Below are 23161 nucleotides of genomic sequence, written 5' to 3' on the forward strand. Positions count from 1 at the left end.
ATATTAATAATGGTTACAAGTGTAAGGACTCAGCCCCCCGTCATAATGCCAGGTATGCAGACCGAGATCAAAACGCAGGCCACGAATCTTGCGGCGAATCTTTCCGCAGTCAGAGAAAGTGCCACAACGACGCTGTCAGGGGAAATTAAAGGCCCGCAACTGGAAGATTTTCCCGCGCTGATCAAACAGGCGAGTCTAGATGCATTGTTTAAATGCGGGAAAGACGCTGAGGCGTTAAAAGAAGTTTTTACCAATTCAAATAATGTCGCCGGTAAGAAAGCGATAATGGAGTTTGCCGGGCTCTTTCGTTCAGCGCTCAACGCCACCAGTGATTCTCCTGAGGCGAAGACGCTACTGATGAAGGTGGGGGCAGAGTATACCGCGCAAATCATAAAAGATGGCCTGAAAGAAAAGTCAGCTTTTGGGCCATGGCTGCCAGAAACAAAGAAAGCGGAAGCGAAGCTGGAAAACCTGGAAAAGCAGCTGTTAGATATTATCAAAAATAACACTGGCGGTGAATTAAGTAAATTATCGACGAATTTTGTTATGCAGGAGGTGATGCCCTATATTGCCAGCTGCATTGAACATAACTTTGGCTGTACGTTAGATCCGTTAACCCGCAGCAATCTTACGCACCTTGTTGACAAAGCGGCGGCGAAGGCGGTTGAGGCGCTTGATATGTGCCACCAAAAATTAACGCAAGAGCAGGGTACCAGCGTAGGACGGGAAGCCCGGCACCTTGAAATGCAAACGTTGATACCCCTGCTGCTACGTAATGTTTTTGCACAAATTCCTGCAGATAAACTGCCTGACCCTAAAATTCCGGAGCCTGCGGCTGGACCAGTACCTGATGGTGGGAAAAAAGCAGAACCTACGGGTATTAATATCAATATTAATATTGATAGCAGTAACCATAGCGTGGATAACAGTAAGCATATTAACAATAGCCGAAGCCATGTCGATAATAGCCAGCGCCATATCGATAATAGCAACCATGATAATAGCCGGAAGACGATTGATAATAGCCGAACATTTATTGATAACAGCCAACGCCATGGCGAGTCACACCATTCGACTAACAGCAGCAACGTAAGTCATAGTCATTCGCGTGTGGATTCGACTACGCATCAAACGGAGACGGCACACAGCGCCAGCACAGGGGCAATTGACCATGGCATCGCGGGTAAAATTGACGTCACGGTTCATGCGACGGCAGAGGCTGTGACCAACGCTTCATCCGAAAGTAAAAATGGAAAGATGGTCACGTCAGAAAAAGGCACTACGGGTGAAACCCCCTCTTTTGATGAAGTCGATGGCGTAACCAGCAAGAGCATTATCGGCAAGCCGGTACAGGCCACGGTGCACGGCGTTGATGATAATAAACAGCAAAGCCAGACGGCAGAGATTGTGAATGTGAAGCCGCTTGCCAGTCAACTGGCTGGCGTCGAGAATGTTAAAATCGATACATTACAATCAGACTCGACGGTAATTACAGGTAATAAAGCCGGTACGACCGATAATGATAATAGCCAGACAGATAAGACTGGCCCATTTTCTGGTTTGAAGTTTAAGCAAAATAGTTTCCTCTCAACAGTACCGAGCGTTACGAATATGCATTCAATACATTTCAACGCCCGTGAGGCGTTTTTGGGTGTGATACGTAAAGCCCTGGAGCCGGATACCTCCACACCGTTCCCTGTACGCAGAGCGTTTGACGGCTTGCGTGCGGAAATATTACCCAATGACACGATAAAGAGTGCAGCGTTGAAAGCGCAATGTAGCGATATTGACAAGCACCCAGAATTGAAAGCGAAAATGGATACGCTTAAAGAGGTCATTACTCATCATCCACAAAAAGAAAAACTGGCTGAGATTGCACAGCAGTTTGCCAGAGAGGCGGGGCTGACCAGGCTAAAAGGGGAAACTGACTATGTGTTAAGTAATGTGCTGGACGGACTTATCGGAGACGGTAGCTGGCGAGCTGGCCCGGCTTACGAGTCATACCTGAATAAACCTGGCGTGGATCGGGTTATTACTACCGTTGATGGCTTGCACATGCAGCGTTAATTAACCGGGAAAGATGCGATGAATATGGATATTGAAGCAAGAGTCAAAAAAGTGATCACCTCCTGTATTGCCGTTGATGTTGATAGTATCAATGGTCAGACCCATCTGGTTGAGGATCTTTACGCTGACTCATTGGATTTAATTGATATTGTATTTGGTCTTAGTGAGGAGTTTGACATTAGTTGCAATGAAAACGATCTTCCTGATATGACGACCTTTGCGGATATATGCCGTGTTGTTAAAAAAAGTCTTGAGTCCAGGGTGTAGTATTTTTCTCTCGCTTGACAACAATTGAATAAGATTAATTGTTATGAAAATCATCACACATGTAGTACCCGGTTCAGGTATGGCTGCAATATATGATGATATTGCTGACAGTTCGCGTTTTGTTATTAAAGGCAAGTTACGTCATGTTGAAAATGATCCGAAGGAGCTGCTGATATGTGTTCCGATGCGTAGTGAATGGCTATTCTACTGGATTAAAGGAGAGAAATATTGCGCCCGGCGATGGGCGCGAAAAAGTATCAAGACATTGTGTAACCAGATTAAATTTGAAGAAGCAATCTTATAAAAGATATAATTCAAGAGGAAAGTAAATTGCAAGCACACCAGGATATTATCGCTAATATTGGTGAGAAATTGGGTTTACCGCTCACTTTTGACGACAACAATCAGTGCTTATTATTACTCGATAGCGATATTTTTACGTCTATTGAAGCTAAAGATGATATCTGGTTATTGAACGGTATGATTATACCGTTATCGCCTGTTTGTGGCGATTCTATCTGGCGGCAGATTATGGTGATTAATGGTGAACTGGCTGCGAATAATGAAGGTACGTTAGCGTATATTGATGCCGCAGAGACGTTGTTGCTTATACATGCAATTACCGATCTGACAAATACTTACCATATTATATCGCAGCTTGAGTCATTTGTGAATCAGCAGGAAGCGCTCAAAAACATACTGCAGGAATATGCTAAAGTATGAGGAGAGAAAATTGAATAATTTAACGTTGTCTTCGTTTTCAAAAGTTGGTGTGTCGAATGATGCCCGACTTTATATTGCTAAGGAAAATACTGATAAGGCATATGTTGCGCCTGAAAAATTTTCGTCAAAAGTATTAACCTGGCTTGGAAAAATGCCGTTATTTAAAAACACTGAAGTGGTGCAAAAACATACGGAAAATATCAGAGTACAGGACCAAAAGATTTTACAGACATTTCTCCATGCACTAACGGAAAAATATGGGGAAACAGCGGTTAATGACGCACTGTTAATGTCCCGTATAAATATGAACAAACCCCTTACCCAACGTTTAGCAGTGCAGATCACGGAGTGTGTAAAAGCTGCTGACGAAGGGTTTATAAACCTTATTAAGAGCAAGGATAATGTTGGTGTCAGGAATGCCGCTTTAGTCATAAAAGGCGGCGATACAAAAGTGGCAGAAAAAAATAACGATGTTGGAGCAGAAAGTAAGCAACCTTTACTCGATATCGCGCTAAAGGGACTTAAAAGAACATTACCGCAACTGGAACAAATGGATGGAAATAGCCTGCGAGAAAACTTCCAGGAGATGGCTTCAGGTAACGGCCCGCTGCGTTCATTAATGACGAATTTACAGAATTTAAATAAAATTCCAGAGGCTAAACAACTTAATGATTATGTTACAACGTTAACAAATATTCAGGTCGGTGTAGCCCGGTTCTCACAATGGGGAACCTGTGGAGGAGAGGTTGAGAGGTGGATTGATAAAGCCTCTACTCATGAATTAACCCAGGCTGTAAAAAAAATTCACGTTATTGCTAAAGAACTGAAAAATGTTACAGCTGAACTTGAGAAAATAGAAGCCGGCGCGCCAATGCCACAGACGATGAGCGGACCGACACTGGGCCTGGCACGGTTTGCGGTCAGCAGCATTCCAATTAATCAGCAAACCCAGGTGAAACTGAGCGATGGAATGCCTGTGCCAGTGAATACGTTAACTTTTGACGGTAAGCCTGTGGCATTAGCCGGTTCGTACCCAAAAAATACGCCGGATGCGCTGGAAGCGCATATGAAAATGCTTCTTGAAAAAGAATGCTCATGCCTGGTGGTGTTAACGTCGGAAGATCAGATGCAGGCAAAACAATTACCAGCCTATTTCAGAGGGAGCTACACTTTTGGCGAGGTGCATACCAACAGCCAAAAAGTGAGCTCAGCCAGTCAGGGAGAAGCGATAGACCAATACAATATGCAACTGTCCTGCGGGGAAAAGCGGTATACAATCCCGGTATTGCATGTGAAAAATTGGCCAGATCACCAGCCGTTACCGTCTACGGAGCAGTTAGAATACCTGGCGGATAGGGTGAAAAATAGTAACCAAAATGGCGCGCCGGGGCGTAGTTCATCAGATAAGCATTTACCGATGATTCATTGTCTGGGCGGAGTGGGGAGAACCGGAACGATGGCGGCGGCCCTTGTACTTAAGGATAATCCTCATAGTAATCTGGAGCAGGTACGTGCAGATTTCCGGAATTCACGGAACAATAGAATGCTGGAAGACGCCTCACAGTTTGTACAACTAAAAGCAATGCAAGCCCAGTTGCTTATGACGACGGCACGCTGATAAAAACATAGCTTACTTTTAGAACTATCTGAAAGTAAGCTATTTCTGTATAATTATTTGTTTGACGCGATAGAAAGTCTTTTGTTTTTCTCTTCTGCTGACATTCCTTTTAATTTTCTGTAATTCTCCCAAATTTTTTTAGCATAACGTTTCCTTATATCCGATCGTTTCGGCGACGTCCCGGCATTATAAGCGCCAACGGCCTCCCAGCTATAACCGTAGATTTTCATCATATCTGATAAAATGGAAGCGCCCACAATGACAGAAATGCAGGGGTCCTGTAACAACTGTTTTTCACTAATCCCCATTTTTTTCAGCCTTTTCATATGGAAGCTGTTAATTTGCATCAGGCCAAGATCGGTTGAACCATCTCGGTTATGACCAATGGCGCCAGGTTTCATCGCCGATTCCTGCTGGGCGATAGCGTAAAGTAGTTCGGATTCAATATTGAACATTTTTTCAGCCTGAAGCCAGCAATCAGCCCATGCTGTATTTATGCTAAGCAACCAGATTACGATGATAAAAAAATAATGCATATCTCCTCTCTCAGATTTTACCGTAATTTAATCAAGCGGGGATCCTGTTTCCATCTTTTGAACCAAATATTGTCTTCGTTTTTAAATTTATTCCACATTTTCTCGGCAATAGCTTCGCCGTGGGCAACCAGCACTAACGGTAATAATCCCGGATTATTATCTATACGCTGTTCACTTTCCAGAAATTCTCTTATCGTCGGTAAGGCACGCTCACTATTCTGACAATATTCAGCGTAAAGAAGATTAACAGCAATAAGTCCTGTTATTTCCTGCGTGGATATTTCTTTAGTTAATTTTCGTGCCAGTTCATGTTTACCTTTAAGCGAAAGAAACATAACCTGCATACTTAATAATATTGGATTATCCTGCAGGTGTTGTGAGCGTAATTCATCGCCTAAACGTATAGCATCATCAATACCGGTATGATAATAGGTAATCCACAGCTTAGTGATCCCTGCGGCTGCGCGCGTTGGGTCCAATTTTAAACACTCGTTAATCGTTTGTAAGGCCTCCTCCAACTGACCAGCCATGAAGAGATTCCAGCCATAATAATATTTAATATCTGCAGAAATGGGCGAAAGTAAGTTAGCTTGTTTGAATAGCAAACTCCCGACGATGTATTCTGAATGAATCGTATTAATTAGTCCCAGTAATCCTAAAGCTTGTGGATTATTGTGGTCCAGCTCTGTCGCCTTAATCGCATGTTCTTTAGCTTTGATCATGGCGTTTTGTTTATCAAAAATCCCCATTTGCGCCATGCTGAGGTAGCATTCTGCCAGCGCACAGTAAGGCGCAATGCTGTTTGGCGACATGTTAACGCATTGAGTCAGCAATTTAAGCGCTTGCTGTAAGCTATAGGGGGTATATTGATTTAACTCATGCTTACCGCGTAAGTAAACCATAGTACTGTCAATCGAATTTAGCTCGCTAATCTGCTTTGTGTCCCAGCGAAGTCCGGGAATACATCTGAGCAAAAGATTCGCAATTTTGTTTTGCAAGAGAGAAGCGGGTTGGTGTTCTATCAACTTAATGCTTTCCTGGTGCAGCAGGTGATAACCTTTAACCCGAACTATCTCGATCTGTACAATATTATCATTGCCATCGGGTATCATCTGCCCGGAGATATAATAATCGGGGCGTAATTGATCCATGAGCTCAAGAATATCCTTAACACTGCGGCAGTTCTTCGTAATGGTCACCGGCAGCACGCTCAGGCCAAAGGGCGCATACTGCGATAATCCCTTCACGATAGAGTAATGCAGACTCTCGGATTGAACCTGATCCTGCATCTGAAAAGGAAGTATCGCCAATGTATGAGTCGTAGGTTGCGGCGCTGGCGGAGACACCACTACGACCGGACGATTAAACCGATAGCCCTGTCCGTACAGTGTTTCAATGTAACGATGCTCTTTATCTTCCGACAGAATACGTCGTAAGGCATAAATACAGCGGGTAAGAGATTCTTCGTTAACTTCCGCGTCGCCCCATACCTGGTCCAGTAAGGTGTTTTTACTCACAATCTCGCCGGCGGCTTCGAGCAGGATGACCAGAACGGCATATTCTTTTGGCGGAATATTGACTTTCTTTTCTGAGCGTAGCAGGGAGCCGTCCATGTTGAGTATAAAATCATCAAAGACGAATTTTTTATTCGATACAGGAACAGGATTAAAATGTGGCATGATAATAGTGTATTCTCTTACAGGGTGAAAAGTTATAATAACTAATACAAGTCGTTAGGATAGAATCTACTGTTTCAGTAATTCTGCTGTTAGTACTAACGGTCAGGTTGAGCTTTTATTATGAGCTTAATGTCATATTCTACGGGCTCGGGTTTATATGTTTTTAACATTTGATTATTTAGCTTATGCCTGTGCTTTAAATAACTGACATGTTGGTAATAATATTGTTATAACTAACTGTGATTATCGAATGGACGCTGCCGTATATCCTGGTGCAGAGAGAGTCAGCGCCGGGCATCTAAATATTTACATATTTAACTTGGCCTCATTGCAATAGAGATTAGTTTTGTAGCTATCTTACTGCATTTTTTTGGGGTGTAAATGCTGCTTATTATATCTTCATGGTTAATGGTCTGATAATTACACCATCAGAACCATTTTTCTCGAAGATTTCCACTAAATGACCATTCGTTGAAAGTTTAAGAGTGTAATTTGTCTTAGGTTCCAAAATATAAATGAAAGACTGTTTTTAATGGTGCGCTTATTTTTATATTTTTTTGCAAAATAATGATATCGTCTTTTCTTTACTCCCTTCAGCTATAGCGTCAAAAAGGCAGGGGGTTTATGAGCAGTATCATCCTCAGGCTGGCCCCAGGCATTATATCGATATCAGGAGGAAGAGAGGAGGTATGCCTGGCAGAAAGCTAACAAGTGTGACTGTTTCGGTATAAACCGTTCAGGCAAATAGTTCTCAGAGGGAACGGATGATGTATAAATATGAATAAAATGCCGGCCTTAATCCACAGGGTTAAAGCCGGAAGGAGATAGTGTCATCTGGACGAATTCTTACGCTGTGAATAAGGCAATATCGTTTTACCAGTCATCATAGCGATGACAAGTTCACAAAAATCGTGTTATATAATCAGCCTTACTTTAAATTACCAGAGATATCAGTATAAGCTGTCTTCCGGACAGAACAATGATATTGAATAGCCTCCCATCCTGATAGAGCGTGTTAATGCGCAGTCTGAATTTTAAATTATTACAATTTTAATAAAAATCTTTACTTAAGTGACAGATACAAAAAATGTTAATGGTTCGCCATTTTTATGAATGTCGATGGCGTAGTTTTAAAATATTTTTTGAAACATTGAATGAAGTAGGACGTGCTGTCATAACCACATTTTAATGCTACAGCATTAACATTATGGTTGCCTATGCGTAAAAGTTTTGCTGCCTGATTCATTCTTGCCGATAAGTAGATGTCGCTAAAGCTGGTACCTTCTTCTGCAAGTTTCCGTTTGAGCGTTGACGTACTCATAAATATATGATCGGCAACATCCGTAAGCTTCCACTGTCTACTGGGTGACGAAGATATAATGTTGTAAACGCGCTCCTTTAACGTTATCTGAGCCGAGCTAAGGATGATCTCATAACTCTCCGGGAGTCGGAGAAAAGCAGTAAGCAGGAACAGCAGAAAATAAGGAATTAACTCTTCATTTTCAATACAACTTTTGTTGTTACAGTTACTGCAACCTTTGCTTGTATCCTTCGTACAGGAGAACGCCGTTTTCAGATGTTCAAATACCTCTCTTCTGGCAGGAAAGTCAGGCGTATAGAAGATTTTCTGCGCTTTCTCTGTGGGTACCGCCATTTTGGTTTGCTGCTCGTTTGGGATAAGTGCATAGAGAGCGCCAAGTCGTTGCGTCGGTATCTCGAGTATATCGAAATCCATGTGGCCATTGACCTCTTCAAGCGTCACGTTAACTACCTGCTCTTTTTTGAGCACCAACATCCCAGGTTCGTCACAGTAAATCGTATCGTGATTATTGCTAATCGTCAGTTTACCGCTCCGAAAGCAAACTAAAGTGAAACTGCTTACATAAAGATTTTTGATGGTAACCTGCTGAGTCTGACTTTTAATTTGCTGCTGGGTATTTGTCAAAAGTGATTTTAATTTCTGTAAGTTATCTGCGGCAGGACGCTGATGACTATTACTTACAAAGGTTACATTTTCCATATTATCCCTTTGTTGATGTTGTTTTAATGTTCCTTACTGGTATCCTACTGAAAAAATCTGAGTTGTAAATGCTCTTTATTAGCGTGTGTTGGCAATGGTCTGATTGTTACACCAAAAGAACCCAAATTTGGGTAATTTATCTACAGTAGTTTAAGCCCCAATGGGGATGATGGTTCTTTTAATATGTGTTGAGACGCATTATACAGAATAAATTGATTTTATTTCTCACTTTTCATTCTATTTTCATCAGGAATCCCTGTGTCCTGTGCGGTAATCTGCTGCTATCGAGAACGACAGACATCGCTAACAGTATATATGGAAACATCAAAAGAGAAGACGATAACAAGCCCTGGGCCATACATAGTTCGATTACTTAACAGCTCACTGAACGGCTGTGAGTTTCCATTGCTGACAGGCCGAACACTCTTTGTGGTAGGTCAGAGTGATGCGCTCACTGCTTCAGGCCAACTCCCTGATATACCTGCCGATAGCTTTTTTATCCCGCTGGACCATGGCGGAGTAAATTTTGAAATCCAGGTGGATACGGATACGACCGAAATTATACTCCATGAGCTGAAAGAAGGAAATTCTGAATCTCGTTCGGTGCAATTAAATACGCCAATACAGGTCGGTGAATTGCTTATCCTGATTCGCCCGGAAAGCGAGCCGTGGGTGCCCGAGCAGCCTGAGAAGTTAGAAACGTCTGCAAAAAAGAACGAGCCGCGTTTTAAAAACGGAATTGTAGCAGCACTGGCCGGGTTTTTTATATTGGGAATTGGGACTGTGGGGACGTTATGGATACTTAACTCGCCGCAGCGGCAGGCCGCAGAGCTCGATTCGTTATTGGGGCAGGAGAAGGAGCGTTTTCAGGTGTTGCCAGGCCGGGACAAAATGCTCTATGTCGCTGCGCAAAATGAAAGAGATACGTTGTGGGCTCGTCAGGTTTTAGCGAGGGGCGATTATGATAAAAATGCGCGAGTGATTAACGAAAACGAAGAAAATAAGCGTATCTCTATCTGGCTGGATACCTATTATCCGCAGCTGGCTTATTATCGGATTCATTTCGATGAGCCGCGTAAACCCGTTTTCTGGCTAAGCCGCCAGCGAAACACGATGAGCAAGAAAGAGCTCGAGGTGTTAAGTCAAAAGCTGAGAGCGCTAATGCCTTACGCGGATTCGGTTAACATCACGTTGATGGACGATGTTACCGCAGCAGGCCAGGCGGAAGCGGGGCTAAAACAGCAGGCGTTACCTTATTCCCGCAGGAATCATAAGGGGGGCGTAACGTTTGTTATTCAGGGGGCGCTCGATGATGTAGAAATACTCAGAGCCCGTCAATTTGTCGATAGCTATTACCGCACATGGGGAGGACGCTATGTGCAGTTTGCGATCGAATTAAAAGATGACTGGCTCAAGGGGCGCTCATTTCAGTACGGGGCGGAAGGTTATATCAAAATGAGCCCAGGCCATTGGTATTTCCCAAGCCCACTTTAATTTAACGCAAATAAGGAAGTCATTATGGCAACACCTTGGTCAGGCTATCTGGATGACGTCTCAGCAAAATTTGATACGGGCGTTGATAATCTACAAACGCAGGTAACAGAGGCGCTGGATAAATTAGCAGCAAAACCCTCCGATCCGGCGCTACTGGCGGCGTATCAGAGTAAGCTCTCGGAATATAACTTGTACCGTAACGCGCAATCGAACACGGTAAAAGTCTTTAAGGATATTGATGCTGCCATTATTCAGAACTTCCGTTAATCAGTTATAAGGTGGATTATGTCGATTGCAACTATTGTCCCTGAGAATGCCGTTATAGGGCAGGCGGTCAATATCAGGTCTATGGAAACGGACATTGTCTCGCTGGATGACCGGCTACTCCAGGCTTTTTCTGGTTCGGCGATTGCCACGGCTGTGGATAAACAGACGATTACCAACAGGATTGAGGACCCTAATTTGGTGACGGATCCTAAAGAGCTGGCTATTTCGCAAGAGATGATTTCAGATTATAACCTGTATGTTTCTATGGTCAGTACCCTTACTCGTAAAGGAGTCGGGGCTGTTGAAACGCTATTACGCTCATGATTCGTCGATATCTATATACTTTTCTGCTGGTAATGACCCTTGCCGGCTGTAAGGATAAGGATCTTTTAAAAGGACTGGACCAGGAACAGGCTAATGAGGTCATTGCCGTTCTGCAAATGCACAATATAGAGGCGAATAAAATTGATAGCGGAAAATTGGGCTATAGCATTACCGTTGCTGAGCCTGATTTTACCGCTGCGGTGTACTGGGTTAAAACTTATCAGCTTCCTCCCCGGCCACGGGTGGAAATAGCGCAGATGTTCCCGGCGGATTCGCTGGTATCGTCTCCGCGAGCTGAAAAGGCCAGGTTATATTCGGCTATTGAACAGCGACTGGAACAGTCATTACAGACGATGGAGGGCGTGCTCTCCGCCAGGGTCCATATTAGTTATGATATTGATGCTGGTGAAAATGGCCGCCCGCCAAAACCTGTTCATCTGTCGGCATTAGCCGTATATGAACGAGGTTCGCCGCTTGCGCATCAGATCAGCGATATCAAGCGTTTCTTAAAGAATAGTTTTGCCGATGTGGATTATGACAACATTTCTGTTGTGTTGTCAGAACGTTCTGATGCCCAATTACAGGCTCCCGGCACACCAGTAAAACGTAATTCTTTTGCAACCAGTTGGATTGTGTTGATTATTTTGTTATCCGTGATGTCAGCAGGCTTTGGCGTCTGGTATTACAAAAACCATTATGCCCGCAATAAGAAAGGCATAACGGCTGATGATAAGGCGAAATCGTCAAATGAATAGGCAGCCATTACCCATTATCTGGCAAAGAATCATTTTTGATCCGTTATCGTATATCCATCCTCAGCGGTTGCAGATAGCGCCGGAAATGATTGTCAGACCCGCCGCCAGGGCGGCGGCAAATGAGTTAATACTGGCGGCATGGCGGCTTAAGAACGGAGAAAAGGAGTGTATTCAAAACTCACTGACGCAGCTGTGGCTGCGTCAGTGGCGCCGACTGCCGCAAGTAGCGTATTTACTCGGTTGCCATAAACTGAGAGCCGATCTGGCAAGGCAGGGAGCCTTGCTTGGCCTGCCGGATTGGGCGCAAGCATTTTTGGCAATGCATCAGGGAACAAGTTTATCTGTCTGCAATAAGGCGCCGAATCACCGGTTTTTACTTAGCGTCGGGTATGCACAGTTAAATGCCCTAAATGAATTTTTACCTGAATCTTTAGCACAGCGTTTTCCTTTGCTTTTTCCTCCATTTATTGAGGAGGCATTGAAGCAGGATGCTGTAGAAATGTCAATTTTGCTACTGGCCTTACAATATGCTCAAAAATATCCCAATACCGTCCCCGCTTTCGCCTGTTGAGGGGATACTGATAAAGCGTAAAACGCTGGAACGTTATTTCTCTATTGAAAGATTAGAACAGCAGGCGCATCAACGGGCTAAGCGTATTTTGCGAGAGGCGGAAGAAGAGGCAAAGACCTTGCGGATGTACGCCTATCAGGAAGGTTACGAGCAGGGAATGATAGACGCGTTACAGCAGGTCGCCGCTTATCTTACTGATAATCAGACAATGGCCTGGAAGTGGATGGAAAAAATACAGATTTATGCCCGCGAGTTATTTTCAGCTGCGGTCGACCATCCCGAAACGCTTTTAACCGTCCTGGATGAGTGGCTAAGGGATTTCGATAAGCCTGAGGGGCAACTTTTTTTAACACTGCCAGTTAATGCGAAAAAAGATCACCAAAAACTGATGGTGTTGCTTATGGAGAACTGGCCAGGCACTTTTAATCTTAAATATCATCAGGAACAGCGCTTTATCATGAGTTGCGGCGATCAGATCGCAGAATTTTCACCTGAACAATTTGTTGAAACGGCAGTAGGCGTCATTAAGCATCATCTTGATGAACTTCCACAAGACTGCCGGACAATTTCTGATAACGCCATTAACGCACTTATTGATGAATGGAAGACAAAAACGCAAGCGGAGGTTATAAGGTGATACCGGGTACGATTCCGACTTCTTATTTGGTCCCGACAGCAGATACTGAAGCGACGGGTGTGGTTTCGTTGAGTGCCAGGGCCGCTATGCTGAATAATGTGGATAGCGCGCCTTTAAGCAATGGCGGCGACGTTGATCTTTATGATGCATTCTACCAACGACTTTTGGCGCTTCCTGAGTCAGCCTCTTCTGAAACGCTTAAAGATAGCATTTATCAAGAGATGAATGCCTTCAAAGATCCTAACAGTGGTGATTCGGCTTTTGTTTCTTTTGAGCAGCAAACGGCTATGCTACAAAACATGTTAGCAAAAGTTGAACCGGGCACCCATTTATATGAGGCTTTAAACGGGGTATTAGTTGGTACAATGAATGCACAGTCACAAATGACCTCCTGGATGCAGGAGATTATTTTATCGGGCGGGGAAAACAAAGAGGCAATTGACTGGTGAACCCCCATTGCTGGCGATTTGTGATAAGGTATGGTGTATATATCAGCAAATAATGCAGAAAATGCACCATGCCAGTGTGTCTATCTTATTGATGTATATGGATTATTAAGATGTCTGCCAGCCGTTTTATTCTGAAATGATTATATTAATATTGTAAGCTTTCATTACAAAATTGTGCATAAAGTTTGTAAGGGTATCTTTTTGTGACGAAATGAACGCGCGTTGGAATGTAATTATTGGCTATAATAATAAAAAAATCGGATTTAAATCATCTCTGTGAGTTTTAATTATTTGTTTATAAGAATATAACGATTTTGAGTTCCTTATAGCACACAGGATAAAATATGGTATTGCCTTCAATGAATAAATCAGTTGAGGCCATTAGCAATAATCACCTTCAACAGCCGAACAAATTTCCATTAATAAATGGATTAGCTGACGTAAGAGACTATTATGTCGCAAACTGCTTATTGTTTAAACTTAATAAAGGCAGTTTGCGAATTGAAAACGAATTTGGGGAGTTCATCGAACAATCTGCGCCGTGTTTATTTTTATTGGAAAAAGATCAAACAATCACGCTTAGTATGAGCGAAATAGAAGGGCATATTGATTTTTCTTCACTGGAAGTTTCCTATGACTTAATGCAAAAATTCTACAAAGTTTTTTGCAGTACAAGAAACTATAATGATCGAGAGCTATCATTAAAAACGAAACCAAAGTATTTTTTTCATGCGGACTTGTTGCCAGGGATGAGTGATACTTTTGACTCTATTTTGCATGGTGTGGCATGTCCACGGGTTTGTAGTAATGTGAGTATTGATGATCATGATTATTCATATTTCTCATTGATGTATCTTATATCGGCATTTGTACGTAAGCCCGGTGGGTTTGATTTCCTTGAGCGAGCAATAAAAATTACGACAAAAGAGAAAGTTTATAACATTATTATCAGCGATCTCACCCGCAAATGGTCACAGGCTGAGGTGGCAGGAAAGCTGTTTATGAGCGTATCAAGTCTGAAGCGAAAACTGGCCGCTGAAGAGGTGAGTTTTAGCAAAATATACCTGGATGCTCGTATGAATCAGGCTATAAAATTATTACGTATGGGGGCTGGAAATATTTCACAAGTCGCGACGATGTGTGGCTATGATACGCCTTCTTATTTTATCGCTATTTTTAAACGGCATTTTAAGATTACACCGCTTAGCTTTATGCGTACAATGAACCATTGATTTGTGAAATTATTTTAAACGTTACTATCTGTTTGCGTTACAGATACCAAATATTTTTTTAATCGTAGTGTATATTTCAGTATCGCTACACCAGTGATATGTAGTTAATGAAAGGGAATCGAAAGCGTTCATTGTCAGACATACATGGCCACCAGGCGCCGGGCAATCGTTGTACTCTAAGAGATTACAGTAAAGTAAAACAGCAAATTTAATCATTATCAGATTTGTAAAAGGAATTCATTTCGGTAACGACATTGCGCATGTAATAACGTATCTGGTCTTATTACCTTTGTAGTAAGAAGGCGTTATCTACTTGCGCAGTAGTCGCCCAGGAAGAAAAATCATTACCGAAGCTGTGGTCAGTTTTCAAAAAAGGATAAATAAATGAGAAATGTAATTATATACGGTATTAACTGGACTAATTGTTATGCCCTACAGTCTATTTTTAAGCAAAAATATCCGGAAAAGTGCGTTAAAACGTGTAACTCATTAACTGCACTTTTGCATTCCCTATCCGATATGCCGGACGCCGGGCTGATTTTAGCTTTGAACCCGCATGAGCATGTTTATCTTTTTCATGCGTTGCTGACGCGGTTGCAGAACCGTAAAGTTTTGGTAGTGGCAGATCGCTTGTATTATATCGATCGCTGTGTGCTGCAATATTTTGGCGTTATGGATTATGTTTTAAAAGACGAACTATCCTGCGCTATCCGCTCGGAGCGAGAGAAGCTCCGTCTTCCGGAAGCCTGGCTGCGTTTCTGCCACAGGCCACAAAAGAAAACCGTGGCTGCTACGTATGCTTTTAATGCCGGCGAGACGCCGGAAGAGGTATTGTTTAATATCAATCAATACGCCTGGTGGAATCTACCTCCCGGTGTCACGCAGGCGAAATATGCGCTGCTGATATTATTATCCTCCGGACATCCGGCAATTGAACTGGCGAAAAAATTTGGTCTGGGAACAAAAACCGTCAGTATTTATCGTAAGAAGGTTATGTATCGTTTGGGGATGGACTCTTCACCGCTATCGCTGTTCCGGGGACTGAAACTAGACGCGCATTTACAGCGCACTGCTTTTGCACATAACCCTGCTGTACCTGACGATAATTGCGCGTTACCGATTGCGGTAGGAATGAATTAAAATATTTTTTATCATTTATGACCATGTGTTGAGCTTTTATTATAAAAAAGATTTTTTGAGTAGTAATTCTTATATATAATCATCCGGAGGTGGTTGGTAGCCTGGCTCAATCATTGAGGCATATTTTTGCAGGCAATATATTGAATCTGAAAAGTTAAAGATGATATTTTCGGTGCAGGAGCTATCATGTGGAGGGAAAAGTATGCTAAGTCCTACGACTCGTAATATGGGGGCGAGTTTATCGCCTCAGCCTGACGTCAGCGGGGAGCTAAACACCGAAGCATTGACCTGTATTGTTGAGCGTCTGGAAAGTGAAATTATAGATGGCAGCTGGATTCATATCAGTTACGAGGAAACCGATCTCGAAATGATGCCTTTTCTTGTTGCACAGGCCAATAAGAAGTATCCAGAGTTAAATCTTAAATTTGTTATGTCAGTCCATGAGCTTGTTTCCTCTATAAAGGAGACCAGAATGGAAGGCGTTGAATCTGCCCGATTTCTCGTAAATATGGGAAGTTCAGGTATCCATATTTCAGTCGTCGATTTTAGAGTTATGGACGGAAAGACATCGGTGATTTTGTTCGAACCAGCAGCGTGTAGCGCTTTTGGACCTGCTTTACTGGCGTTGAGGACCAAAGCAGCTCTTGAACGTGAACAACTGCCTGATTGTTATTTTGCTATGGTCGAGCTGGACATTCAACGAAGCTCTTCTGAATGCGGTATTTTTAGCCTGGCGCTCGCCAAAAAACTTCAGCTTGAATTTATGAACTTAGTAAAAATTCATGAAGATAATATTTGTGAACGTCTGTGTGGTGAAGAACCTTTTCTCCCGTCCGATAAAGCAGACCGCTATCTGCCGGTGAGTTTTTACAAACATACTCAAGGCGTACAACGATTAAATGAATATGTGGAGGCCAATCCGGCGGCGGGAAGCAGTATAGTAAACAAAAAGAATGAAACGCTTTATGAGCGATTCGATAACAATGCCGTTATGCTAAACGATAAAAAACTCTCTATATCCGCTCATAAAAAAAGGATAGCTGAATATAAGTCTTTACTTAAACCGTAATGAAATTATAAGGTTGCCTGCCAGAGGAAATCCTTCCAGCGCCATAAGACTACTCTATATTATGACCGTATGTTTCCTGAATAGCAGACAAAAAAGTGTTAACCTTGCGCCTCTGGTACGATTTCATTACGCCTGTCGCGCCATGTTGCGTAAATAAATACCGCAATAAACACGATGGCAAATAATACCACGATGGTCGGCGCTGGCGCGCTATCAAGATAAAAAGACAGATAGACGCCCGCAAAAGCGGTAATAACTGACAGACTCACCGCTAATCCCAGCGCGCGCGCAAAGCGTCGCGTCAGCAAAATGGCAATTGCGCCGGGGGCGATAAGCAGTGAGATCGACAGAATAATGCCCACCGATTTCAGCGTGGCGACGATAGTCAGCGCAATCATACATAGCAGGCCATAATGCAGTAGCGTCGTATTCAGCCCGCTGGCTTTCGCCTGGTGCGGGTCAAAAGCGTGTAGCAGGAGATCTTTCCATTTCAGTCCTATGATTAACGCAATACCCAGTGCAATAACCGACGTTTGTACGATATCCCCCAGCGATACGCCCAGCATATCCCCAAACAGGATGTGATCCAGATGCACTTCCGATTGAATAGAAACATAGAGCACCAGACCTGCGCCAAACATCCCGGAAAAGACGATGCCCATCACCGTATCACGTTTGATGCGGCTGTTATCGTCCAGATAGCCGGTGGCGATAGCGCAAAATAATCCGGCAATGAAAGCGCCAATCGCCAGGGGGATCCCCACAATATATGCCAGCACGACCCCGGGGAATACCGCATGACTCATTGCGTCGCCCATTAACGCCCAGCCTTTTAACACTAAAAACACGGACAGTAAGGCGCAGGGAATCGCTACAATGACCGAAACCATAAGGGCGTTCACCATAAAATCAAACTGAAAGGGTTCCAGTAACGTTGTTAAGAACATGTCGGCTCCTTCTGCAGGCGGGCGCGTCGACGGTTGGCTAACAGACCGTGTTTCGGGGCGAAAATAAAGGCCGTGATGAACAGTAAGGTTTGCATGACGACAATAATTCCGCCAGTGGCGCCATCCAGCCAGTAGCTAAGCCATGCGCCCAGAAAACTGGTCAGGCTGCCAATCACGACGGCAATCATGAGCAGACGTGGAAAACGGTCGGTGAGTAACCAGGCTGTCGCGCCCGGCGTGACGACGAGACAGATCACCAGGAACGCCCCAACGGTTTGCAGGGCCGCCACGGTAGAGACGGACAATAGAGTGAAAAACAACAGCTTTAGTCGACCCGGATTAAGCCCGATAGAGCGCGCATGGGTTTCATCGAAAAAGACGACCATCAGATCTTTCCACTTTAACAGCAGAATCGTCAGCGAGACTGCGCCGATAATCGCCAGTTGCGCAATATCCGCTGGCGCGATCGCCAGCACGTTGCCGAGAATAATCGTCTGGATATTCACCGACATCGGATTGAGCGACACCATAAAAAGGCCGACGCCAAAAAAAGAGGAGAAGTTAAGCCCGATAATCGCGTCTTCTTTCAGGCGTGAGCGTTGGTTAAGAAAGAGCATACTGCCTGCCGCCAGTCCGCCGGAAAGAAACGCGCCGAGCGAGAAGGGCAGCCCTAACATCCAGGCGCCAGCGACGCCAGGCACAATAGAGTGAGATAGCGCATCGCCAATGAGCGACCAGCCTTTGAGCATCAAATAGCAGGAGAGAAACGCGCACAGACCGCCCACCATCGCGGAGACCCACATCGCGTTGAGCATATACTGGTAGCCAAACGGCTCAACAAGCCAGTTCATGACGATTTTCCTCCGCTGGCCACGCGCCGGGAAATAAAGGGGCGCTCGTCATCGGTGATGATGTGCTCTTCACCTCCGCTTAACGCGATATGACGTAGAACGCCGCTAAACGCCTGTTCCAGATTCGCGGCGGTAAACGTGGTTTCGGTAGGGCCGCTGGCCAGTACGGTTCCTTTAATCATTACCGTATAGTCGCAAAACTCGGTGACGGAGCCGAGATTATGCGTTGAGACCAGCATCGTGCGGCCTTCATCGCGCAGTTCCCGCAGTAGATCGATGATTCGCGCTTCGGTTTTTACATCCACGCCGGTAAAAGGTTCATCCAGCAGGATTACCTGTCCATCCTGAGCGATGGCCCTGGCAAGAAACACACGTTTTTTCTGCCCGCCGGACAGCTCGCCAATCTGCCTGTGACGATACTCCTGCATATCCACCCGCGCCAGCGCGGCGTCAACACAGGCGTGATCATGCGCAGTGGGACGGCGTAGCCAGCCCATATGGCCGTAGCGTCCCATCATCACCACATCTTCTACCAGCACCGGAAATGACCAGTCCACTTCTTCCGATTGCGGAACATAAGCAATGAGGTTTTTTTTCAGCGCCTTGTTGACTGACTGTTGCAGGATAGTGATATCGCCCCGCGCAAGATGCACAAAGCCCATTAACGCTTTAAATAACGTAGACTTACCGGAACCATTTACGCCTACCAGCGCGGCGATTGAACCGCCAGGCACCTGAAAAGTGGCGTCCCGTAGGGCGGTATGACCGTTGCGATACGTCACCGTGACTTGATCAACGGTAATCGCAGATTGACTCATTGTTGACTCCTCAGTCCGTCGTTAATGCCGTTGACGATGGTTTCGGTCGTGACGCGCAGCAGATCCAGATAGGTTGGCACAGGGCCGTCAGCGGCGCTCAGAGAATCGACATACAGCACGCCGCCATAATGCGCGCCGGATTCACGCGCGACCTGGCGGGCGGGTTTATCGGAAACCGTACTCTCGCTAAAGATGGCGGGAATATGGTGCTTTTTAATGGTATCAATCACTTTACGCACCTGTTTTGGCGTCCCCTGTTGATCGGCGTTAATTGGCCAGAGATAAAGCTCTTTCATGTCGTTATCGCGCGCCAGGTAAGAGAACGCGCCTTCACTGGTGACCAGCCAGCGCTGATCGGCGGGAATTTTTTCCAGTTCGGCACGCAACGGATCGGCCATCTGGCGAATTTTCGCTTTATAGCGTTCGGCATTTTGCTTATAGATCTGCGCATTATCCGGATCGTACTTCACCAGGGCGTCGCGAATGTTATCGACATAAATCAGCGCGTTTTCTGCCGACATCCAGGCGTGCGGGTTCGGTTTACCGTTATACGGGCCTTCGGTAATGCCCATCGGTTTGACACCGGTGGAGACGACGACTTCCGGCACGCCGGAAAGGTGCTGATAAAAGCGGGCGAACCATCGCTCTAGGTTCAGACCATTCGCGAGGATAAGCTGTGCCCCCTGCGCTCGTTTAATATCGCCGGGCGTTGGCTGATACTCATGGATTTCAGCGCCGGGCTTGGTAATTGAGCTGACTTCCGCTGCGTCGCCCGCCACGTTTTTCGCCATGTCGGCAATAACGGTAAACGTGGTGATGACTTTAAATTTCTCTTTTGCATAGGCTGGCGATAGCGCGAGTATCGCAACAATACCGGCAATCAGGAGTGTTTTCAGACGATGTAGATTCGTCATAGTATCCCTCGCAACAATGTGGTTAATTAATCATCGAATATAGCCTTTGCTATGTTATATAGCACAAGGCATGAATAAATGAAAATAATTCTTATTTGCGAAATGGCGACGATATGCAGTGATAGTGCTAAAGAGGGATAAGGTGTAAAATAAATACACCTTAATGTTCGGAGAGAGCACGATGCCTGGTAAACGTATCGCTCGTGAAAAACTGACGATCAAAAAAATGATCGCGCTGTATGAAAGCCAGTGCCCACAGGCGTCAGCGGTGCAGGGGCATTACGAGGCGCTGTTCGCCTACGCGCAAAAACGTCTTGATAAATGCGTATTTGGCGAGGAAAAACCCGCCTGTAAGCAGTGCCCGGTGCACTGCTATCAGCCGGCTAAACGCGAGGAGATGAAGCAGATTATGCGTTGGGCAGGTCCGCGAATGCTTTGGCGGCATCCTATCCTGACCGTGCGGCACCTTATCGACGATAAGCGCCCCGTTCCGGAATTGCCGGAAAAATATCAGCGCAAGAAGTGAAGGGGAAGCGCCAGGCCTACGGCGCGCATCATCTCCAGGCCGGATCAGATCCGGCAACCCGTTACGCTAACGCGTCTTTATCAATACCCAATCGCTTCATACGCGACAGCAGGGTGGTTCGTTTAAGCCCCAGACGCTGCGCCGCGCCTTTTGGTCCAGCCACTACGCCATTGGTCTCTTTCAGCACGCGTATAATAAGCTGATATTCATCTTCGCCTTCTTTGGCGCTTTCAGTCGCAACAGGCGAGGTATCGGGCGTTACGGCGGTAATATCCGGCAGCGACAGTTGTAGCACATTGCCGCGCGTCAGCAGCACGGCGCGCTCGACGACATTCTCCAGCTCGCGAACGTTCCCCGGCCATTCCATGCTGCTGAGCGTGCGCAGCGTTTCGGCGGGAATGCTGTCGATATTACGCCCCATTCGGCGGGCGATTTTGAAAGTGAACGCTTTGACCAGTAGTGGAATATCTTCCGGACGTTCGCGTAACGGAGGAAGTTGGATCGGAAAAACATTCAGCCGATAGTAGAGATCGTTACGGAATTCGCGATCGGCGACCATTTTTTTCAGATCGCGGTTAGTCGCGGCGATCAGCCGCACGTCGGTCTGGATCAGTTTATTGCTGCCGAGACGTTCAAACTCTTGCTCCTGAAGGACGCGCAGCAGCTTAGGCTGTAGCTCCAGCGGCATGTCGCCCACTTCATCCAGAAACAGCGAGCTTTTATCCGCCAGCTCGAAACGGCCAATCCGCTGCGCGCTGGCGCCGGTAAACGCGCCGCGCTCATGACCAAACAAATCGCTTTCCAGCAGCCCCGCCGGCATCGCGGCGCAGTTCATCTTTACCATCCTGCGCCCGCTACGTCCGCTCAGGTTGTGAATGGCGCGGGCAATCAACTCTTTACCGGTTCCCGTTTCGCCCAGAATTAGCACGGTACTGTCGCTTTGCGCCACCATCTCAACCTGCTTTAGCACGTTGTACATCGCTTCGCTGCGTCCGATGATCTCGCCAAACTCGCTGTCGACGTTATTAAGCTGCTCTGTGAGCGCCAGGTTTTCGTCGACCAGGCGTTCCTTCAGTCGGTGGATTTCCTGATAGGCCAGCGCATTATCCACGGCAATGGCTACCCGTTCGGCAATCTGATGCAGCAGCTTGAGGTTGGCAGTGGTAAACACTTTTTCTTCGCACTGGGCCAGTTTGAGCACGCCAAGCATCGTCTTGCCGGACATCAACGGCAGCAGGCAAAGCGTCTGGATCTGATTGCCCCAGGTATCGAACAGCATGCGTTCGTAGGGGGCAAGCGGATCGCGTTCGTTGAGGTTGATAAGCAGCATCTCTTTACTTTTAAAGACGCGCTCCGTGAGCGTGCCGGCTTCGTCGACTTCGCTCTGTTCGTGCGCCGGATGATGCTCATCAAGGTAGTGGGTGGAGTAGATATTCAGCTTATTTTTGCGATGGCTGCGCAACACGATGCTGATTGCGTCGATATTGAAATAGTGGTGGATCTCTTTTGCGACTTCGCTTACCAGCTCATCAATATCCAGACGCGACAGGACGGCGTTGGTAATCGCAACCAGAATACGGAAGTTATCGCGTTCGCGGCACAATAGATCATAATCGACATTATTGTTTACCCGGTTTTGAATTTGCTCGGCGACCACGCCGACAATTTGGGTAAACGTATGCAGACGGTCATATTCCTTTTCACTCCAGGGGCGATCTTCCTGACGGATGAATTCGCAGCCGCCGAAAATACGGCCCTCCGCGGCTAAAGGAAGCAGACAGTAATGACCAAATTCAGGGTAGAGGCCGCTCGCGGCAAGCTGCGGCCAGGTTTCGGTAAACTCATGGAAATTACAGTGCAATGCATCGGGGCGAGAAAGGATGCGACGTACCGGGCCGTGCGCCAGTACGGTTTCATCTTCATATTCAACAGGACGGCCATTTTCTCGCGTCGCATAATATTGTGCGCGTTGCGACTGCGCCTGCCATAGCACAATGCCGGCGCTGTCGGCGAGCGCTGAACGCTTTACTAGTTGCGAAAGCGCTTCACTGAGCGACGCCAAATCGGGCTGCTGCAATAAGGTACGAGTGATATCGAACAAGCCTTGCTGTCCAAGATCGCTCATGGGTGTATACGACATGTTGCTTTTCCAGGAAAATACCGCAAAACGGTGCGAAAACGGTAAATGAATTATAGGTATAAGTCGTAAGTTATTGCCGGATGGCTGACCGCAAACTCGCTGGTCACACACTCCGTA

The 23161-nt window shown here is 45.6% G+C and carries 24 protein-coding genes; 16 read left to right on the forward strand and 8 right to left on the reverse strand.

The features are described from left to right. Positions 1 to 9: 9 nt before the first annotated feature. The 5 genes from sipA to sptP are packed head-to-tail and all read left to right on the forward strand — an operon-like array spanning position 10 to position 4675. Entirely contained in the window at positions 10 to 2067 is a 2058-nt protein-coding gene (sipA, locus tag J4728_RS13360; RefSeq protein ID WP_208211880.1) for an SPI-1 type III secretion system effector SipA, read from the forward strand. A gap of 18 nt (positions 2068 to 2085) precedes the next feature. Further along, entirely contained in the window at positions 2086 to 2334 is a 249-nt protein-coding gene (locus tag J4728_RS13365) for an acyl carrier protein (RefSeq protein ID WP_001055579.1), read from the forward strand. Between the two features lie 43 nt (positions 2335 to 2377). Continuing rightward, a complete protein-coding gene (locus J4728_RS13370; RefSeq protein WP_000692254.1) occupies positions 2378 to 2638 on the forward strand; it encodes a hypothetical protein in 261 nt (86 codons plus the stop codon). Positions 2639 to 2664: 26 nt separating this feature from the next. Next, positions 2665 to 3057 carry a chaperone SicP gene (gene sicP / locus J4728_RS13375; RefSeq protein WP_001147852.1) on the forward strand — a complete coding sequence of 131 codons (393 nt, stop codon included), beginning with the start codon at positions 2665 to 2667 and terminating at the stop codon, positions 3055 to 3057. Beyond that, on the forward strand, positions 3044 to 4675 hold the full coding sequence (gene sptP / locus J4728_RS13380; RefSeq protein WP_000922296.1) for an SPI-1 type III secretion system effector GTPase-activating protein SptP: 1632 nt from the start codon (positions 3044 to 3046) through the stop codon (positions 4673 to 4675). The genes sicP and sptP overlap by 14 nt, the downstream gene beginning before the upstream one ends. Before the next feature lie 53 nt (positions 4676 to 4728). Here sptP and iagB read toward each other — a convergent pair whose 3' ends face one another. From iagB to hilD, 3 genes are all read right to left on the reverse strand, one after another. Next, positions 4729 to 5211 carry an SPI-1 type III secretion system invasion protein IagB gene (iagB, locus tag J4728_RS13385; RefSeq protein WP_000558929.1) on the reverse strand — a complete coding sequence of 161 codons (483 nt, stop codon included), beginning with the start codon at positions 5209 to 5211 and terminating at the stop codon, positions 4729 to 4731. A gap of 17 nt (positions 5212 to 5228) precedes the next feature. Further along, entirely contained in the window at positions 5229 to 6890 is a 1662-nt protein-coding gene (hilA, locus tag J4728_RS13390; protein ID WP_001120085.1) for a transcriptional regulator HilA, read from the reverse strand. A gap of 1090 nt (positions 6891 to 7980) precedes the next feature. Beyond that, positions 7981 to 8910 (reverse strand): transcriptional regulator HilD, encoded by a 930-nt coding sequence (hilD, locus tag J4728_RS13395; protein WP_000432695.1) that lies wholly within the window; start codon positions 8908 to 8910, stop codon positions 7981 to 7983. Between the two features lie 315 nt (positions 8911 to 9225). Between hilD and prgH the strand changes: the two genes are divergently transcribed. From prgH to avrA, 10 genes are all read left to right on the forward strand, one after another. Continuing rightward, entirely contained in the window at positions 9226 to 10404 is a 1179-nt protein-coding gene (gene prgH, locus J4728_RS13400) for a type III secretion system inner membrane ring protein PrgH (RefSeq protein WP_000450199.1), read from the forward strand. A 24-nt stretch (positions 10405 to 10428) separates the two neighbouring features. Then, positions 10429 to 10671 (forward strand): type III secretion system needle filament protein PrgI, encoded by a 243-nt coding sequence (prgI, locus tag J4728_RS13405; protein WP_000235228.1) that lies wholly within the window; start codon positions 10429 to 10431, stop codon positions 10669 to 10671. A gap of 18 nt (positions 10672 to 10689) precedes the next feature. Next, positions 10690 to 10995, forward strand: a complete 306-nt coding sequence (gene prgJ, locus J4728_RS13410) for a type III secretion system inner rod protein PrgJ (protein ID WP_000020431.1) — start codon at positions 10690 to 10692, stop codon at positions 10993 to 10995. After that, positions 10992 to 11750 (forward strand): type III secretion system inner membrane ring lipoprotein PrgK, encoded by a 759-nt coding sequence (prgK, locus tag J4728_RS13415; protein ID WP_001626400.1) that lies wholly within the window; start codon positions 10992 to 10994, stop codon positions 11748 to 11750. The genes prgJ and prgK overlap by 4 nt, the downstream gene beginning before the upstream one ends. Further along, positions 11722 to 12321, forward strand: coding sequence for an oxygen-regulated invasion protein OrgA (gene orgA / locus J4728_RS13420; protein ID WP_001574876.1), 600 nt, complete (start codon positions 11722 to 11724; stop codon positions 12319 to 12321). Before prgK ends, orgA begins: the two co-directional genes overlap by 29 nt. Beyond that, positions 12278 to 12958, forward strand: a complete 681-nt coding sequence (gene orgB / locus J4728_RS13425) for a type III secretion system linker protein OrgB (protein WP_000916654.1) — start codon at positions 12278 to 12280, stop codon at positions 12956 to 12958. The genes orgA and orgB overlap by 44 nt, the downstream gene beginning before the upstream one ends. Further along, positions 12955 to 13407 (forward strand): type III secretion system effector protein OrgC, encoded by a 453-nt coding sequence (locus tag J4728_RS13430; protein WP_000612179.1) that lies wholly within the window; start codon positions 12955 to 12957, stop codon positions 13405 to 13407. The genes orgB and J4728_RS13430 overlap by 4 nt, the downstream gene beginning before the upstream one ends. Positions 13408 to 13751: 344 nt before the next feature. Further along, positions 13752 to 14639 carry an invasion transcriptional regulator HilC gene (gene hilC, locus J4728_RS13435; RefSeq protein ID WP_208211881.1) on the forward strand — a complete coding sequence of 296 codons (888 nt, stop codon included), beginning with the start codon at positions 13752 to 13754 and terminating at the stop codon, positions 14637 to 14639. A 384-nt stretch (positions 14640 to 15023) separates the two neighbouring features. Further along, positions 15024 to 15779, forward strand: coding sequence for a transcriptional regulator SprB (gene sprB / locus J4728_RS13440; RefSeq protein WP_001246659.1), 756 nt, complete (start codon positions 15024 to 15026; stop codon positions 15777 to 15779). Between the two features lie 160 nt (positions 15780 to 15939). Further along, positions 15940 to 16848 carry a type III secretion system YopJ family effector AvrA gene (avrA, locus tag J4728_RS13445; RefSeq protein WP_077905364.1) on the forward strand — a complete coding sequence of 303 codons (909 nt, stop codon included), beginning with the start codon at positions 15940 to 15942 and terminating at the stop codon, positions 16846 to 16848. A gap of 98 nt (positions 16849 to 16946) precedes the next feature. Here avrA and sitD read toward each other — a convergent pair whose 3' ends face one another. From sitD to sitA, 4 genes are read right to left on the reverse strand one after another with little or no spacing between them, the layout of a single operon-like run. Then, positions 16947 to 17795, reverse strand: a complete 849-nt coding sequence (gene sitD, locus J4728_RS13450; RefSeq protein WP_000480209.1) for an iron/manganese ABC transporter permease subunit SitD — start codon at positions 17793 to 17795, stop codon at positions 16947 to 16949. After that, a complete protein-coding gene (gene sitC / locus J4728_RS13455; protein WP_208211883.1) occupies positions 17786 to 18646 on the reverse strand; it encodes an iron/manganese ABC transporter permease subunit SitC in 861 nt (286 codons plus the stop codon). Before sitC ends, sitD begins: the two co-directional genes overlap by 10 nt. After that, positions 18643 to 19464, reverse strand: coding sequence for an iron/manganese ABC transporter ATP-binding protein SitB (sitB, locus tag J4728_RS13460; protein ID WP_053444864.1), 822 nt, complete (start codon positions 19462 to 19464; stop codon positions 18643 to 18645). The genes sitC and sitB overlap by 4 nt, the downstream gene beginning before the upstream one ends. After that, positions 19461 to 20378, reverse strand: coding sequence for an iron/manganese ABC transporter substrate-binding protein SitA (sitA, locus tag J4728_RS13465; RefSeq protein ID WP_000182930.1), 918 nt, complete (start codon positions 20376 to 20378; stop codon positions 19461 to 19463). The genes sitB and sitA overlap by 4 nt, the downstream gene beginning before the upstream one ends. A gap of 181 nt (positions 20379 to 20559) precedes the next feature. On the opposite strand from sitA, the gene J4728_RS13470 reads away from it, so the two are divergent. Then, positions 20560 to 20904, forward strand: a complete 345-nt coding sequence (locus J4728_RS13470) for a nitrous oxide-stimulated promoter family protein (RefSeq protein WP_064013247.1) — start codon at positions 20560 to 20562, stop codon at positions 20902 to 20904. Positions 20905 to 20965: 61 nt separating this feature from the next. Here J4728_RS13470 and flhA read toward each other — a convergent pair whose 3' ends face one another. Further along, a complete protein-coding gene (flhA, locus tag J4728_RS13475) occupies positions 20966 to 23044 on the reverse strand; it encodes a formate hydrogenlyase transcriptional activator FlhA (protein WP_208211885.1) in 2079 nt (692 codons plus the stop codon). Positions 23045 to 23161 lie beyond the last annotated feature (117 nt).

It is taken from the genome of Salmonella sp. 32070601201500089SM, from assembly GCF_017573605.1.
GTDB classification, from domain to species: domain Bacteria; phylum Pseudomonadota; class Gammaproteobacteria; order Enterobacterales; family Enterobacteriaceae; genus Salmonella; species Salmonella enterica.